Annotated in this window: 14 protein-coding genes and 1 riboswitch; of the genes, 6 read left to right on the top strand and 8 right to left on the bottom strand. The window is 39.3% G+C overall.

All coding sequences use genetic code 11. The features are described from left to right. The first annotated feature begins 38 nt into the window (after window positions 1-38). Together EHQ52_RS09090 and EHQ52_RS09085 are read left to right on the top strand one after the other, a co-directional pair. Complete coding sequence (locus EHQ52_RS09090; protein WP_135614875.1) at window positions 39-758, top strand: ABC transporter ATP-binding protein; 720 nt, start codon at window positions 39-41, stop codon at window positions 756-758. Next, complete coding sequence (locus EHQ52_RS09085; RefSeq protein ID WP_135614874.1) at window positions 755-3,295, top strand: ABC transporter permease; 2,541 nt, start codon at window positions 755-757, stop codon at window positions 3,293-3,295. The genes EHQ52_RS09090 and EHQ52_RS09085 overlap by 4 nt, the downstream gene beginning before the upstream one ends. Before the next feature lies 1 nt (window position 3,296). Here EHQ52_RS09085 and EHQ52_RS09080 read toward each other — a convergent pair whose 3' ends face one another. Together EHQ52_RS09080 and EHQ52_RS09075 are read right to left on the bottom strand one after the other, a co-directional pair. Beyond that, entirely contained in the window at window positions 3,297-3,587 is a 291-nt protein-coding gene (locus tag EHQ52_RS09080) for a hypothetical protein (RefSeq protein ID WP_135614872.1), read from the bottom strand. 9 nt (window positions 3,588-3,596) lie between these two features. Continuing rightward, window positions 3,597-4,109 (bottom strand): DUF2721 domain-containing protein, encoded by a 513-nt coding sequence (locus EHQ52_RS09075; RefSeq protein WP_135614870.1) that lies wholly within the window; start codon window positions 4,107-4,109, stop codon window positions 3,597-3,599. Between the two features lie 510 nt (window positions 4,110-4,619). Here EHQ52_RS09075 and EHQ52_RS09070 point away from each other — a divergent pair. Next, on the top strand, window positions 4,620-5,729 hold the full coding sequence (locus tag EHQ52_RS09070; RefSeq protein ID WP_135614868.1) for a slipin family protein: 1,110 nt from the start codon (window positions 4,620-4,622) through the stop codon (window positions 5,727-5,729). A 30-nt stretch (window positions 5,730-5,759) separates the two neighbouring features. Here the strand turns inward: EHQ52_RS09070 and EHQ52_RS09065 are convergent, their stop codons facing one another. From EHQ52_RS09065 to hrcA, 6 genes are all read right to left on the bottom strand, one after another. Next, a complete protein-coding gene (locus tag EHQ52_RS09065) occupies window positions 5,760-6,314 on the bottom strand; it encodes a YqgE/AlgH family protein (protein ID WP_086447857.1) in 555 nt (184 codons plus the stop codon). A 9-nt stretch (window positions 6,315-6,323) separates the two neighbouring features. Beyond that, entirely contained in the window at window positions 6,324-7,283 is a 960-nt protein-coding gene (locus EHQ52_RS09060) for a Gfo/Idh/MocA family protein (protein WP_100722103.1), read from the bottom strand. Window positions 7,284-7,304: 21 nt separating this feature from the next. Next, window positions 7,305-8,426, bottom strand: a complete 1,122-nt coding sequence (dnaJ, locus tag EHQ52_RS09055) for a molecular chaperone DnaJ (RefSeq protein ID WP_135614865.1) — start codon at window positions 8,424-8,426, stop codon at window positions 7,305-7,307. Window positions 8,427-8,433: 7 nt separating this feature from the next. Then, a complete protein-coding gene (dnaK, locus tag EHQ52_RS09050) occupies window positions 8,434-10,368 on the bottom strand; it encodes a molecular chaperone DnaK (RefSeq protein ID WP_135614863.1) in 1,935 nt (644 codons plus the stop codon). Between the two features lie 94 nt (window positions 10,369-10,462). Next, on the bottom strand, window positions 10,463-11,038 hold the full coding sequence (gene grpE / locus EHQ52_RS09045) for a nucleotide exchange factor GrpE (protein WP_425269384.1): 576 nt from the start codon (window positions 11,036-11,038) through the stop codon (window positions 10,463-10,465). 9 nt (window positions 11,039-11,047) lie between these two features. After that, the gene (hrcA, locus tag EHQ52_RS09040) at window positions 11,048-12,076 is read right to left on the bottom strand and encodes a heat-inducible transcriptional repressor HrcA (RefSeq protein ID WP_135614860.1); all 1,029 of its coding nucleotides are present in this window, start codon (window positions 12,074-12,076) and stop codon (window positions 11,048-11,050) included. A 300-nt stretch (window positions 12,077-12,376) separates the two neighbouring features. Between hrcA and EHQ52_RS09035 the strand changes: the two genes are divergently transcribed. The 3 genes from EHQ52_RS09035 (at window position 12,377) to EHQ52_RS09025 (ending at window position 15,487) form a co-directional block, all read left to right on the top strand. Continuing rightward, a complete protein-coding gene (locus EHQ52_RS09035; RefSeq protein WP_135614858.1) occupies window positions 12,377-14,071 on the top strand; it encodes a methyl-accepting chemotaxis protein in 1,695 nt (564 codons plus the stop codon). Between the two features lie 62 nt (window positions 14,072-14,133). Continuing rightward, complete coding sequence (gene ppnP, locus EHQ52_RS09030) at window positions 14,134-14,448, top strand: pyrimidine/purine nucleoside phosphorylase (RefSeq protein ID WP_135614856.1); 315 nt, start codon at window positions 14,134-14,136, stop codon at window positions 14,446-14,448. 109 nt (window positions 14,449-14,557) lie between these two features. Further along, a riboswitch (cyclic di-AMP (ydaO/yuaA leader) is annotated at window positions 14,558-14,686 on the top strand. Window positions 14,687-14,779: 93 nt separating this feature from the next. After that, window positions 14,780-15,487, top strand: a complete 708-nt coding sequence (locus EHQ52_RS09025) for a universal stress protein (protein WP_135614855.1) — start codon at window positions 14,780-14,782, stop codon at window positions 15,485-15,487. Window positions 15,488-15,594 lie beyond the last annotated feature (107 nt).

The raw sequence follows: 15,594 nt of genomic DNA, 5'->3' as shown, positions 1-15,594 counted from the left end.
CGAGTTTAGGTCAGTCAAAACATAAGGAAGGTGATAATTTGTTATCTATATCAGGCTTAAACAAGTCTTACACAGTTGCAGACCAAACATTTAATGTATTAAAAGATGTTTCATTCCAGGTAAAGTCTGGAGAATTCGTTGCTGTGATCGGACCTTCCGGTTCAGGCAAGTCCACGTTACTCGCAGTTTCAGCTGGATTAGACAAAGCTGATTCAGGAACGGTACTTTTAGATGGAATATCTCTCTTTGATAAATCAGAAGATGAATTGGCGAAGATCAGAGGAGAACACATCGGCTTTGTATTCCAAAATTTTCAATTGATCAAGACATTAAATGCTTTAGAAAACGTTTCTCTTCCTCTTGCTTTGACAACAAATCTTTCAGAAAAAGTGATACATGAAAAAGCTATGTATTGGTTGGAGAAGGTTGGCATCGCTCATAGAGCACATAACTTTCCAAGCCAACTTTCGGGCGGAGAAGAGCAAAGAGTAGCGATTGCTCGTTCTTTTATACATGAACCTAAACTTCTTTTCGCAGATGAACCTACCGCAAACTTAGATAAGAAGAATGGTGAGAATATAATGTCTCTCCTCAAACAACTAAATAGGGATCGTAAATCTACTTTGTTAGTTGTTACTCATGATCCTAAGGTTGCTTCTATGGCAGATAGGATCTTAGAAATGAGAGATGGAGTCATCTTAAACGGTGTAAAACCAAAAGTAACTGCTAAGAAGTCTGCATCCAGGAAGAAAAAATGAATATTAGGTTCTTTCTAAGGGTAATGTTCAGAGAAATCTTTTCTAAAAAGACTTCTTCCTTACAGATCATACTTGCAATCACCATAGGAACTGGAGCTGTTCTCGCAGTTCATTCTTATAGGGACCAATTTACTTCTTCTATCATCAGAGAAGCCAAAAACATCATGGGTTCTGATCTTGTGGTTACGAGCCCTTCTCCACTTACCTCTGAACAAACAGCGTTTCTTTCGAAGGAATTGCCAAAAGGAAGCAAATTATCCGAATTAGTGCAATTCCCTTCTATGTTGCGAAACCCTGATTCGCAGGATTCAAGCTTATCATTGATCAAAGCGATCCAAGGTGATTATCCTTATTTTGGCGAATTAGAAACGGAACCAAAAGGCCTTTTTCGTAGATTAAAACCTGGAGAAATACTCTTAGAAAGTGGGCTGATCAAAAATTTAAAACTTAAGATCGGTTCAAAGGTTCAATTAGGAGAAAGTAACTTCGTATTAAAAGGAAGTATCTTAAAGGAACCAGGAATGGCAGGGAATTTTCTCTCCATGGCGCCTAGTTCCATTATAAAAAAAGAATCTTTAGCTGAAACAGGATTAGAACAAAGAGGTTCTCGGATCAGTTATCAAGTTCCGATCCTTCTTCCTAACGGAACAGATGCAAATGTATTCAAAAAAAGTAAATTTTCAGAATTCGCAAAGAATGATCTGATCTTATACGAAAGCACGGAAGCAAATTCAGGATCGCAAAAATTCCTTACAAACACATTGGATTTCTTTTCCTTATTGGCATTATGCGCATTTTTTTTAGGAGGGATCTCGATTCTTCTTACAAGCAGAGCAGTCGTAAGATCAAAATCCACTACATTCGCAGTTTATAAATGTTTAGGAGCAGGACCGAATCTAGTTTTAGGTCTTGTTCTTTCTGAACTTTTAATATTATCCACTATAGGTGCTATATTTGGATTTTTATTCGGAAGTTTTTTACAAACTCAGATCCCGAATATGGCAGACAAAGAATTCCTTTTTGAACCAAAATTAATCCCAGATCTAAAAGCATTCTTATGGGCATTTGTTTTAGCTTGGGTAGTCCCATTAGTTTCTGCTTGGGAAAGCCTTTCCACTACTCGAAACCTGAGTCCAATGTATGCTCTTAAATCAGATTTTGCAAATGAACTTTCTTCTGTTCCAAAACTGAAATTAAAACAATCCATCTCATTCATTGCAGTGTTTGGATTATTTTTTGTATTAGCTTGGTGGGAAACTGGAGATTGGATCAAAGGATTAATACTTTGTGCAACTCTACTTTTCTTACCTGTTGTTGTTTATCTCGGTATTTTAGGAATTCGTTTTGCGATCAGATTCCTTTTGCAAAGATCTGAATTTTCTGCAAGTGTAAGAATGGCATTACGAAAATTAGATAGACCTAGAACAGGATTATCTTGGGTATCCGTAGGACTTGGCTCTTCCGTTTTCGTTCTATTACTCAGTATTTTTCTAAGCGATAGCTTATTAGAGTATAGCGGAGCAAAAGACAAGGAAAGAAGACCGAATATGTTCGTGTTGGACATACGACCAGAACAACTAGAAAGCTTCCAACAAACAGCAGAGAAGTATAAAGTAGAAAAACTTTTAACTGCACCTGTGATCGGAGCGAGACTCACTCATGTAAACGGAGAACTTGTTAAAAAAGAAGATATGGAACTTTCCGCTCTCAGAAGAGATTGGAGATCTACTGCAAGGACCAGAGAATATTTCTTATCTTATAGAGAGAATTTATATCCTACAGAAAAAGTCACTGACGGTGATTTTTGGAGAAAAGGAGAAGAAGACCAAATCTCAGTCGAAAAGGAATTCTCCAAAAACTTAAAAGTGGATTTAGGAGATAAACTTTCCTTCTCCATTGGCGGGGTAGAAGTCACCGGAACCATTCGAAATTTCAGAACAGTCAATTGGTCGGACATGAGACCGAACTTCGTGGTCTTGTTTTCAAAAGGAATATTGGAAAAAGCTCCTAAGTTTTATTTGAGTTCGTTTTTATTAGATTCTTCTGATTCCAGATATTCTCTACAAAAAGAATTATCGAATGAATTTCCGAATCTTACGATCGTAGATACTGAAAAAGCAGTTCAATCCTTCTTGGGAATTTTAGAAAAGATGTCTTTTGCGATCCGTTGGATGACAGGACTGATCGTTTTATCTTCTCTGCTTTTGATACTTTCTTCTTTGGAACTGAGCAGAAAGGAAAGATTAGAAGAGACTTCCCTTCTTAGGATCATCGGTGGGACAAAAACATTCTTACGAAAATACTTTTTGGCTGAGTCTTTACTTTTAGCGAACTTATCTTTCGTTTTGGCTTTTGTTTTGGTTTGGGGAGTTTCTTCTTATATGTCTGAGATGATATTCGAGATACAAGCAAGCGTTCCTTGGTTGGAAATAGGGATCTTTTATATTTCTCTGAATATTGCAGTAGTAGGAATGTATTTCGGAGCTCTAAGAGGCGAATGGAGAAGAAGCCCCACTTTATATCTGAAAGAAGTTTAAATTATTTCGAGCGGCCAGCAAACAAATATTCAAACTTAGAATCCAATCTCACAGAACAAACCTTATAATTGGAAGCGGTCGGACAGGCCGCTGTTCCAGTGATCTTACATCCTTTAGTTTCACAACGTTTCCTTGTGTCGAAAGAATCAGATCCAGAAAATCTACAATAATCCCGGCAAACATCTGCACTATTTACGGAACAAAGATAACAACCGTCTGCAGAAAGACTTTGGGTAAATCCGGCAAAACCTAAAAAGAATATGATAGAAAGAGAATATAAAACCTTTTTCAAATGAAACTCCTATCTTTTGGAGGAAGGGCTATCCGACTTCTTCTCCACTTTATCTTCCAGAAATTCTGCAAATTCTATCTGGCCTTGGATAAAGTTTAAATTATAACGGCTTTCGTACAGCAAAAGACTACTTGCGATAAACAAGAAAATCCCACCTACCAAAGCCAGCCCAGTTGCAACCCAAGACGCAGGACTCGCAATTGCGACTATGATCCCCAGACTCAAACTGGAAGAAACAAAAAACAAAGTCGCAGTATAAAGCGCGGCCATGGATCTTTGGATCAGATTTGCTCTTTTCTTTTGGATCTTTAATTGTCTTCTGAGATAAGCTTGTCGCTCTTCAGGAAAGGAAAGTTTTCCGTCCACGACACCTTCTATCTCATTTTTGAGTAAATTAACTCGATCGAATATTCTACCCAATCGATTTGCAGTGGAAAAAATTAAACTAGCACTGGCCGAAATCAAAACGGCCGGAGTAATCATACCTGCTAAAATTTCAGTTCCGATCAAAGAAGAGATCATAATTGCTAGTTTGGATAAAATCAGGTAAATGTAAATTGAATTATATGCTTGCTAAGTTAGGCAAACTTTCAAGGATTTGGATGGGGAAAATTAGAGTTATAACTCTATTCCTGGGTTTGTAATACCCGGAGGTGCGTTCGGATATATCCGATACGTATACCGAATATAAAAATCGATTTTCTCCACGGGTTCGAATCCCACTTGCTTAAGGCGCAAAATAGCTCAATGGACGAGCAGTAGACTGTTAATCTACCGGGCGAAAGCCCACCAATCAAATTCAAAAGGAGGTATTCGGGAGTTCGATATTTTGGAACCATATTCCAAAAATTCAACTGATCTTAGCACTTTGCGGAATCTTGGATACCGTATGAAAATTTTTAAGATTTTTTTGTCTTTCGTTCTGTTTTACGGAATATAACTAAAGATAAAGAATGAAATAGAAAGATTCCTACTCAAAAGGTTCCCCGTCAAATTTCGGGAACAAACGGATACCTCTCTTTACTTACTGTTATGACTAGAATACTAAAACACCAAAGAGGCCTTCTCTTTCATAGAGGAGATTATAAAAAACTATTATTACCTGGAAACCATTTTGTTTCTCCTTTTGACTTTGTGAAAATCCTAGATGCAAGCCTTCCATTTACACCGGATCAAAGGCAGAATATTTATCTAGAAGACGCAGAATTAAAATCTCAATTGGAAATTTTCGAGGTAAAAGATAATGAAATCGTTATTCTTTATGCTGAAGGGATTTTTAAAAAAGTTTTAGAACCTGGAAACCATTTCTATTGGAAGGGATTACATAATTATACCTTTCAGAAATTTGATTTAAACCAGGGTGAAATACCTCAGAATTTAGATAAGAATGTTTTAGCGAAGCCTGAACTTTCCAAATTTGTTTCTGCATTCACTGTGGAACCTCATGAGATCGGCGGTTTATTCATAGAGAAAATTTTCTCTAAATTATTAGAGCCGGGAACATATTATTTCTGGAAAGGGATCAATTCAGTTTCTGTTCCAAAATTAGATCTTCGCAGAATACAGCATGAGATTAGCGGCCAAGAATTGATGACTAAGGATAAGATCAATCTTCGTCTCAATTTTGTGTTTCATTATAGGATAGTAAATTCAGAGAAAATTTTTAAAGAGATTAAAGACTTCTCAGAACAAATCTATATCTTCTTGCAACTTGCTTTAAGAGAATATATTGGAAATCTAACTCTTGATGAAATTCTCACTAAAAAAGAGGAAATTGGTTCCTTTGTTTTAGAAAAAGCAAAATCAAATGCTGAAAATTTAGGTTTAGAAATTTTATTTGCAGGGGTTAAGGATATCATCCTTCCAGGAGAGATAAAAGATATCCTAAATCAGGTTTTGATCGCTGAGAAAAAGGCGCAGGCGAATATTATTACTAGAAGAGAAGAAACTGCTTCTACCAGAAGTTTACTGAATACAGCAAAACTAATGGAAGAGAATCAAGTATTGTTCAAACTAAAAGAGTTGGAGTATATCGAAAGATTGAGTGAAAAAATCAATCAGATCCAACTAGTAGGGGGAGGACATATATTAGATCAGTTAAAAGGGCTTCTGATCCCTAAATCACCGAAAGAACCTTCTTGAAAAGGAAGGTTCTTTCTTTAGTCAAAAGTCCTAGTTTAACATTGGGTCTTTAGTATGTTCCACGAAATACTTATACAATCCGCCTTTGCTCTTTAAGGCTTCTTGCCAAGTTGCTTCAGGATCTTCTGTAAAGATCCACTCTGCATTCGGATCGTGAACCACCCAAGATTTACGTTCCATCTCACCTTCTAGTTGAGAAGCTCCCCAACCAGAATATCCTTGGTATACGTTAAACTTTGTTTTATCAGGATGTTCTAATAGTTCCACCAGAGCTTCGAAACTTCTGGCGAGAAACACACCAGGGATAACTTCGATCCCAGGTTGTTTTAATTTAGGATTATCGTGAAGAATGGAGACAAATGTAGGATCTACAGGACCTCCGGAATAGATAGGTGAAGAACCATCTATTCCTTCCGGAATCCCTTGGATCACTTCACTTAATGCGACATCCATCTTTTTATTCAGTACAAGACCGAATGCACCCGATTGATCGTGTTCCACCATTAGGATCACTGTACGATTGAAATAATCCGTTACGATAGATGAATTAGAGATTAATACTTTTCCGCTGAATCCGTTTTCCATACTACCCGATCAGTTTTTATGTATCTCTTTCAAAATTTTGTACGCGATCTCCAGAGTTTGGATATCGGATCTTCCATCCACTAAAGGTTCCGTTTCTTTCAGGATACATTTTACAAAATGTTCATGTTCCTGTTTTAAAGGGTTATCCTTGTGAACAAAGATCTTCTCAACAATGGATTCTTGGCGATACTTGATCTCTCCGGTCCTAAGTAGAATATCCGAAGTTGCTTGTCTATGAAGCTCGATCTCTTGGTCGCTAAAATCCAATGTGATATACACATCTTTCTGAGTGATATTCAGGGTCCGAATTTTGGATTGTGTATTTCTGCTCGCGGAAATATTCGCGATCGCGCCATTCTCAAAATGAAGAACAACGGAAGCAATATCCTCGTGAGCGGAAACCACTTTGGTCCCAACTGCACTTAGATATTTGACGGGAGATTTTACAAGATTCAAAACGATATCTATATCGTGGATCATCATATCTAGAACTACACCCACATCCTTAATCCTAGGATTAAAAGGGGCTAATCTTCTGGATTCGATCAATAAAGGTTCAGTTACGATCTTTCCGAGTTCAAGAACTGCTCCGTTAAATCGTTCAACGTGACCTACTTGTAAGACCAAATTGTTTTTAGAAGCAAGGTCCACTAGTTCTTTTGCTTGTTCTAAAGTTTCTGCAATTGGTTTCTCTACTAAAACATGTTTGCCTGCAAGGAGCGCCTTCTTACCTATTTCATGATGTAAGAATGTAGGAACCGCAATGATCACTGAATCAGTATGTTTGATCAGATCGTCTACAGTGGAGAAGGCGGAAGTTTTATGTTTTTCCGCCATCTGAGAGGCTCTTTCGGAGTCGGAGTCGTAAATACCGATCAACTCCGCATCGCTTAATGTTTTTGCCACGTTAACGTGGTATTGGCCCATATGGCCTGTTCCGATTACTCCGATCTTGACTTTGTTAGTCATGAAACTTCCTTTTTGTGGATATTACTTGTTCGTAAAAATTTTACCCTTAGAACCGGAAACAGACTCTCCGGACTCGCGGGCAAATTCTTCGATCAATTCTCTTTGTCGTCTAGTCAGTTTTTTAGGGATCTCAATGCGAACGATCACATGTTGGTCCCCTTTTCCATATCCGCCTAGATACGGAATACCATGACCTTTCAGACGGAACACTTGGCCTGATTCAGTTCCTTCCGGAATTTTCATCTTCACCTTTTTGCCGTCTATGGTTGGGACTTCAATGTCTCCGCCTAAAATTGCTTGTGTTAGGCTGATCTTTTTATTCAAGATCAAGTCGTTCGCTTGGCGTTCGAATAATTCATGTTTCTTAATATGTGTTACCACATATAGATCGCCATGAGGACCACCGTTAGGTCCTGCTTCCCCTTCTCCGGAAACTTTTAGTCTGCTGCCGGATTCGATACCAGGTGGGATCTTAATATTGATGGTACGTCTTTTTTCTACTAGGCCTTGTCCATGACAGGTCTTACATGGGTTAGAGATGATTGTACCTTTTCCACGACAAGTACCGCAGGTAGTAGCAACGGAGAAGAAGCCCTGAGTTCTACGGATCTGTCCTGAACCACCGCAGTCCGGACAAGTAGCAGGAGTGCTTCCTTTGTTCGCACCGGAACCTCCGCAATCTACGCAGGTTTCTAGTCTTGGAATTTCGATTTTATATTCCCTGCCTAGAGCCGCGTCTTCGAGGGAAACTTCTAGATTATAACGAAGATCTGAACCGCGCCCTGGACCTGATCTGCGAGCACCGCCGCCAGCTCCTCTTCCTCCTCCGAAGAAGTCGCCAAAGATATCTCCGAAATCACCGAAGATATCGGAGAAGTCAGTATATGCTCCTCCACCAAATCCGCCTTGTGCGCCTGCACCCACTCCGGCCTTACCGTATTGGTCGTACATGCGACGTTTATTGGCGTCTCTTAAAACTTCGTAGGCCTCGGTAGCTTCCTTAAACTTCTCTTCAGCAGCTTTATCACCCTGATTCTTATCAGGGTGATATTTGATAGCTAACTTCCGATACGCAGACTTGATCTCTTCATCAGTCGCGGATTTGGAAACTCCGAGGATATCGTAGTAACTTTTGTCACTCATGTCTTAGTTACTTTTTCTCATCGTCCACTACGGTATAGTCGGCGTCCACGACCTTTTCTTCCTTAGCTTGGGAATTGTCTGCGCCTTCTCCTGGTCCCGCACCGTTAGGTCCTGGACCTGCTTCCTGACCTGGAGCACCTTGGGAATAAATTTTAGAACCTATTTCCGAAGCTCTCTTAGTGATGGATTCTTTCGCAGCGTTGATACGGCCGATCTCACCTGACTCGATCGCTTCTCTTGCACGTTTGATCTCATCATTCGCCAATTGTTTTTCGCTGTCAGAAAGTTTGTCACCGGCATCAGTAACCGCTTTTTCCAAAGAATAAGTGATTGTATCTAGCTCGTTCTTAGCTTCTACAAGTTCTCTCGCGGCCTTATCAGCAGCAGCATGAGCTTCCGCATCTTTTACCATTTTAGAGATCTCGTCTTCGCTTAGTCCGGAAGAAGATTCAATACGTATCTTTTGTTCTTTGCTAGTTCCCAGATCTTTTGCAGAAACATGCACGATTCCGTTCGCATCGATATCGAATGTAACTTCGATTTGAGGAACTCCTCTAGGTGCAGGTGGAATTCCGATTAGATCGAATCTTCCGAGTGTACGGTTTCCTGCAGCCATATCTCTTTCTCCTTGGAGAACATGGATAGACACTGCATTTTGATTATCTGCAGCAGTAGAGAACACTTGAGATTTTTTAGTTGGGATCGTAGTGTTTCTTTCAATCAACTTGGTCATCACACCACCCAAAGTCTCGATACCGAGTGAAAGTGGAGTTACATCCAATAAAAGAACGTCAGAAACTTCTCCCGCTAAAACTCCACCTTGGATAGCAGCACCGATTGCTACTACTTCGTCAGGGTTTACGGAACGATTTGGTTCTTTTCCAAAAATTCCTTTTACAAGTTCTTGGACCGCAGGGATACGAGTGGATCCTCCCACTAATATTACTTCGTCGATATCGGAAGCTTTTAAGCCAGCATCACGTAGCGCGTTCTCACACGGGATACGAGTTCTGTCTACTAAACGGCCAGTCAACTGATCAAACTTAGCTCTAGTAAGATTCATATCCAAGTGTTTTGGTCCAGTTGCATCAGCAGTGATGAATGGAAGGTTCACTTGAGTAGACATGGTTCCGGAAAGTTCGATCTTCGCCTTCTCCGCAGCTTCTTTCAAACGTTGAACTGTATTTTTATCTTGAGAGATATCGATCCCGTATTGTTTTTTGAATTCTTCGATCATCCATTCCATGATGACCATATCGAAATCATCCCCGCCTAAGTGAGTGTCACCATTAGTGGATTTTACTTCGAATACACCATCTCCCAACTCAAGGATAGAAACGTCGAAGGTTCCTCCTCCCAAGTCGTACACAGCGATCTTTGCATTACTCTTCTTCTTATCGAAACCGTAAGCAAGTGCAGCAGCAGTAGGTTCATTAATAATCCTTTCTACTTCTAAACCTGCAATTCTACCTGCGTCTTTAGTTGCCTGACGTTGTTCGTCATTGAAATAAGCAGGAACAGTAATTACTGCCTTGGTTACTTTTTGACCAAGATAATCTTCTGCAGTTTGTTTCATCTTTTGAAGAACACGAGCAGAGATCTCTTGAGCAGTGAACTCTCCAGTAGCAGTTTCAAATTTTAATCCGTCGTTTCCACTTTTGATCACTTTATAGGAAACGTGCTTCAACTCTTGTTCGGTCTCGTTGAATCTGCGTCCTATAAATCTTTTTGCAGAACGGATTGTATTTACCGCATTCGTAATTGCTTGGTTCTTTGCGAACTGGCCTACTAAAGTTTCTCCCTTAGCGGTAAAAGCAACGATAGACGGAGTAGTTCTAGCACCTTCGGAGTTTTGGATTACTACCGGGTCTCCACCTTCCATTACGGAAACGCAAGAGTTTGTGGTTCCTAAGTCGATTCCGATAATCTTCTCTTTTGACATTTTGGTTTCTCCTTCCGCCCTTGGATCCTTCCCGGCGGTTATTCATGATTTAATTCGTTCTATTCAAGGTGCCAACGCACCTAAGGTCCAAAGCTTAAGCTTTGGGTTTTCCGATCCTTACCCTTGCAGGTCTTAAGGAGAACTTATCTTCATTTTCCTTAATATAAAATCCTGCCTGATAAACTTCGATCACAGTTTCCTCTTTGTATTGATCCCCTTCTTCAGAAGACAATGCTTCCATTAAAGTTGGATCAAACGATTCTCCCTGTGGATATTGCCTGAATACATTGGATCTTTCTAATACGGAATAAAATTCCTTTTGGATCATTGATACACCGTCCACGAAAGGTTTTAATTCTTCCGTAACGTTTACGCCCGAAGCTACACGATCCAAATTATCAATAGGATTCAAAAATTCTGTTACCAGAGATTTGACTGCTTCCCTTTTAATATTAGAAAATTCTTGTGCGGATCTTCTTTTATAATTCTGGAACTCAGCTCTTTCTCTGGTCCAAGAATCTTTTAAGGATTCGATCTCTTTTTTCGCAATATCCAATTCCTTACGTAAAGTTTCCTCTACACTTTCCGGTTTTTGGGAATCATCCAAATTTTCCCCGGTAGGCGTTGCGACCGCTTCTTCTTGACTCATCTCTCTATCATTTCCTTGCATGGTTCATTACTACTTACTAATACGCGTGATCATCTCCGAAACTAATTTCGAAGTAAAATCCACAAGTGGAAGTGCTCTATGGTAATCCATTCTCTGAGGACCTATGATCCCCATAGCACCTATCCGTTTTTCTCCCATTCTATATCCGGAAGTGATGATACTCACACCACCCATTCTTCCGTCCCCGTCCTTTCCTATAACAGTATACACTCCATCATGTTCAGGATAGTCCCCGAACATTCCGGTGAGGAATCTTTTATCATCCAGCAGGGAGAGAACCTGGTTGAGTTGTTCCTCTTCGTCCTTAAATCTTCCGTATAAATTTTTGAGACCATCTATATATAAAGAAACTTCTGAATTATCCGGTGTCATTGCAGAAGAGATCACTTCAGATACTTTATAAAAATCTAATGGTCCGTCTTTTCTCAACAGAAGAGAAGGGATTACCTTCTCTTGGATCTCGAACATATCATAACCTTTCGCGTTATCGTTCAGATACTTTGAGATCTGGTATAATTCCTCTTGGCTATAATTCCTATCTAAGAAAACGCTCCGGTTTAATACCGCTCCGGATCTCATTACCATGATCATCAGGACCTCGTCCCCATGAACATGGATCAATTCCACATGTTTGAGGGTGTCCAAACTTTTGGCTGGTCCTAAAACCACACCCGCAGAATTAGAAAGACTTGCGAGAACACTTGCAGTCGCCTTCAGGATCTGATCCAGTTTGAACTGCATTTTCAGATATTCTTCCTGGATCCTTTGTTTTTCCTTAATGGTTAACTCATAAAGAACCACTAATGAATCCACATAGAATCGGTAGCCTATCTCTGTTGGGATCCTTCCCCCGGAAGTATGGCGAGAAGCAAGATACCCCATCTCTTCCAATTCTTTAAGAACTGTACGTATAGATGCCGGGGATAAACCTATATCATGTTTATCGAATAAGGTTTTAGAGCCGACTGGACGGTTTTCTTGTATAAACTCATCCACAGTGGCCTTAAGGATCATCCTATGTCTTTGGGATAGTTCCATATCTATTCTTATTGGCACTCTGCAAGTTAGAGTGCCAAAGTATCTCTCAAGTTTCCGTAAGATTCTAAAAAAGTCAAGAATTTTGGATTTTAAGCAATCCCGGCGCCTGTCTGACAGAAAAAATAAACATAAAATATCCCATAAGGGATATAAATAAGGTTTCCAAACAGTGAAACTTCTCCCCTTATACTTTTAAAAGAAAAGAAGAAGGTCCCGAGGATTCGGATCTATTTTCAATTTAAGACTGACTTAGAATAGGTTCCAAAATAAGTTCTCCGTCCTATACAGAAAGGAATCTCAATGTTATTCAAACTTAGGCTTTATTATTTTTTCTCTTACTCCATTTTCACTTCTTTGGTTTTAGGTTCTATACTCGGAACATTCTATTTTTTAGGAATTCTTCCTGCGGAAAAATTCGGACTCGCTGCTTCTATCTCAGCGGGAATAGGAGTTTTCTTTTCTCTCTGCATGGGAATTTTTTCAGGCACCTGGCTTGCTAGTACATTCCAAACTATACAAGATTCATTCAAGAAGGTCAGTAAAGGTGACCTAACTGCCAGAATAGAAACAAATTCAAAAGATCTACTTTTTGATTTTTACGAAAGTTTTCATAGAATGTTACAAGGCCAATCTGAGTTGATCGGATTGATCAGAAGCACCGCAGAAAATCTTTCTACAGAATCTGGAGAAATGAGAACTGTTGTTTTGGACTTCGGCTCTAATATACAATCTCAATCAGCCGCAACGGAAGAAGTCTCCGCCTCTATCGAAGAAATTTCTGGAGTAGCAACTTCAATCTCTTCTATCGCGGGAGAAAATGCAAACAGTATGGGGAGTTTGGTTTCAGAAGTAGAAAAACTTTCTTCTGCAATTGAAAAAACAAAAGGCCAAGTAGACGAGACCTTAGTTTCTTTTGAAGATATTTCAAAGCGTGCGGAGAAGGGTTCCCAATCTTTAAATTATATGGGACAGGCCATAGACAATCTTTCTAAAAGTTCGAAAGAGATTACTAAAACTATCGGGAATATTGCAGATATCAGCGAAAAAATCAATATGTTAGCGCTTAACGCATCAATTGAAGCAGCAAGAGCTGGTGAAGCAGGAAGAGGTTTTGCTGTAGTTGCCGACGAGGTTTCTAAACTTGCAGAAAGAACCGCTTTAAGTGTAAGAAGTATCAATGAATTGGTGAAAAAAAACCAAGACGATATGTCCCAAGGTTTGGAAAGGATCCAGATCACTACAAAAGAGATCCAAGAAATTATAGAAACAATTGATAGAATGTCCGCGCAGATTACAGAAGTGAAAGCCGCGGTCAATTCTCAGCAAGAACTCAGGAACTCAGTTTTAAAAGAAGCTGATTTTGTTCTTAAACGTTCAGATGAGATCAGAAATGCAGTTACAGAGCATAATACTGCAACAAGGGAAGTTGTGGATTCAGTTTCTTCTATTAGTAATTTAGCTGTAAGTAACTCAGAAAACAGTGACTCTTTGGCGGAAAGAATTTTAGAAATCTCTAATACTGCAAACAAGCTCGGAAGCACAGTAGAAATGTTCCGAATTGCTGCAAAAGCAAAAGTAGCTGAAAAGACCTTTGATTCCAAAACCCACGAGCTAAAATTCACGGCTGCGATCGGAAAACTATATTATGTTAAAAAACATGATCTGGTTGAGATCGTATGGACCGAAAATTTCAGTTACGAAGGTTACAGAGAAATGTTGGAGAAGGGCCTGGAGCTTGTAAGGGAAAAGCAAGTTACCAAATGGATGGCAGACACATCTAATATGGGAATTGTTTCTTCAGAAGCACAAACCTGGGTAAACGAAACCTGGTTCCCAAAAGCAATTGCTTCTCCTTTGAGAAAGATTGCAATCGTGATACCTCAATCAGTATTATCCGAACTTTCTATAGATACTAAGTCCATGAAAGCTGGGAATATAGATCTGATCAATACTCCTTCAAGAGAAGAAGGAATGCGTTGGTTGACCTCCAAATAAGAAATTATTTTGTATCGTTCTATGCTCCGTTCTAAATTTTAGCATCGGAGCTTGATTCTATAATGCAACAATTCGAGAACGTAACAGTAATCAAAAAAGCAAACGTATACTTTGACGGCAAAGTCACCAGTAGAACTGTATTATTCTCTAACGGAGAAAAAAAGACACTAGGTATTTTAATGCCTGGAGAATACGAGTTCGGAACAGACGATAAAGAAATTATGGAAATTTTAGATGGAGATCTTTTGGTACAATTACCTGGAAATCCTGAATGGAAGGAAATCAAAGGCGGCCAATCTTTTGAAGTTCCTGCAAATTCCAAATTCAAACTGAACGTTAAAAAGCTCAGCGACTATTGCTGTTCTTATCTTGAGTAATTAACGAAAGTTAGATTAAACCCGAGTTTATTTACGCTACTTGTCTTGTAGTAGTTATATAATCACTTCAATCTACTACTTGACAAATTCGTTTTTCCAGCTACACTTCAATCAGAGTCTGCTTAATCCGACAGAAGTCGGAGCGGAGGAACCAAATTTTGGGGCTAACCGTTTCTAACGGGGGAAATCTCTCTTTCCTAGCCCGTCAGCTAACTTCGTAAGCATGGAGAGAAGACAGGAGTAACCTTCCAATCTTCCCGGCTCATTCTGACCCTGGGATTTTTTCATCCAGTGAAATAGTTCCGGGGAAATTATAACCTAGGAGGCGAAAATGAAAGTTCTAATTTCTTTTGCCAATCCCAAGATGGGAGCAAAACTTTTCGGGCTAACAAGGGCCCTATTCTCCAAATCCAAAGAGAATCTTTCTATAGTAGCATTACATGTCGTTTCGGTGGAATCTAAATCAGAAGGATTTCCCATATTAGAAGAAGATGAAATTTTCCAAGCAGTTCGAGAAGAAGCTGCAGGTTCCGAATTCAGTTTTGAAACTGTAGGATTTCCTTCCGATTGGATTGTTCCAGGAATAGTAGAGATCGCAAAAAGTAAGGAGATCGACTTACTTCTATTAGGTGCTGCTCGTTCTTTATTCTCTGATGATTTGTTGGGTGGAAAGGTAGGAGATGTTCTTAGACATTTATCTGAACTTGATATTGCAGTTCTTGCAGATAACGGACTTATCTCTCCAATAGAACCGATTATCTATTCTCCTGGTTTGGATTCTGCTCCACTTTTTCCATTCTCTAGCGGTCTTTCTACTTTTATAGAAAAACCGATCCCTGTTCTTTCGGGAGTAAACCAGTCAGAGTTTGGACTAAACCAAACAAATCTGTTCAAACCTTGGATCCCTTTCTCATTAAACGCTGCTGCGGACCAAACCAAGAACCTAGCGATTTTGGATTATAGTACATATAAATCATTCCATTCGGTTCTATTAGATAGGCAGGGACTCTCCTTTTTAATTTTAAGAAAAGGGAATTAAAGATCGAACCTAAGTTTAAAGAATTTATACTCCGTGTATATTTTTTTTTGAATAAGGTTTATTAATTCGAAGCGTTATTTGTATTTGCCGCCTTACTTAAAATAGGC

The sequence above is a fragment of the Leptospira koniambonensis genome (assembly GCF_004769555.1).
In the GTDB taxonomy this organism is placed as follows: domain Bacteria; phylum Spirochaetota; class Leptospiria; order Leptospirales; family Leptospiraceae; genus Leptospira_B; species Leptospira_B koniambonensis.
The sequence above is the reverse complement of the archived record's forward strand: the minus strand, read 5'-3'. Positions and strand labels throughout refer to the sequence as shown.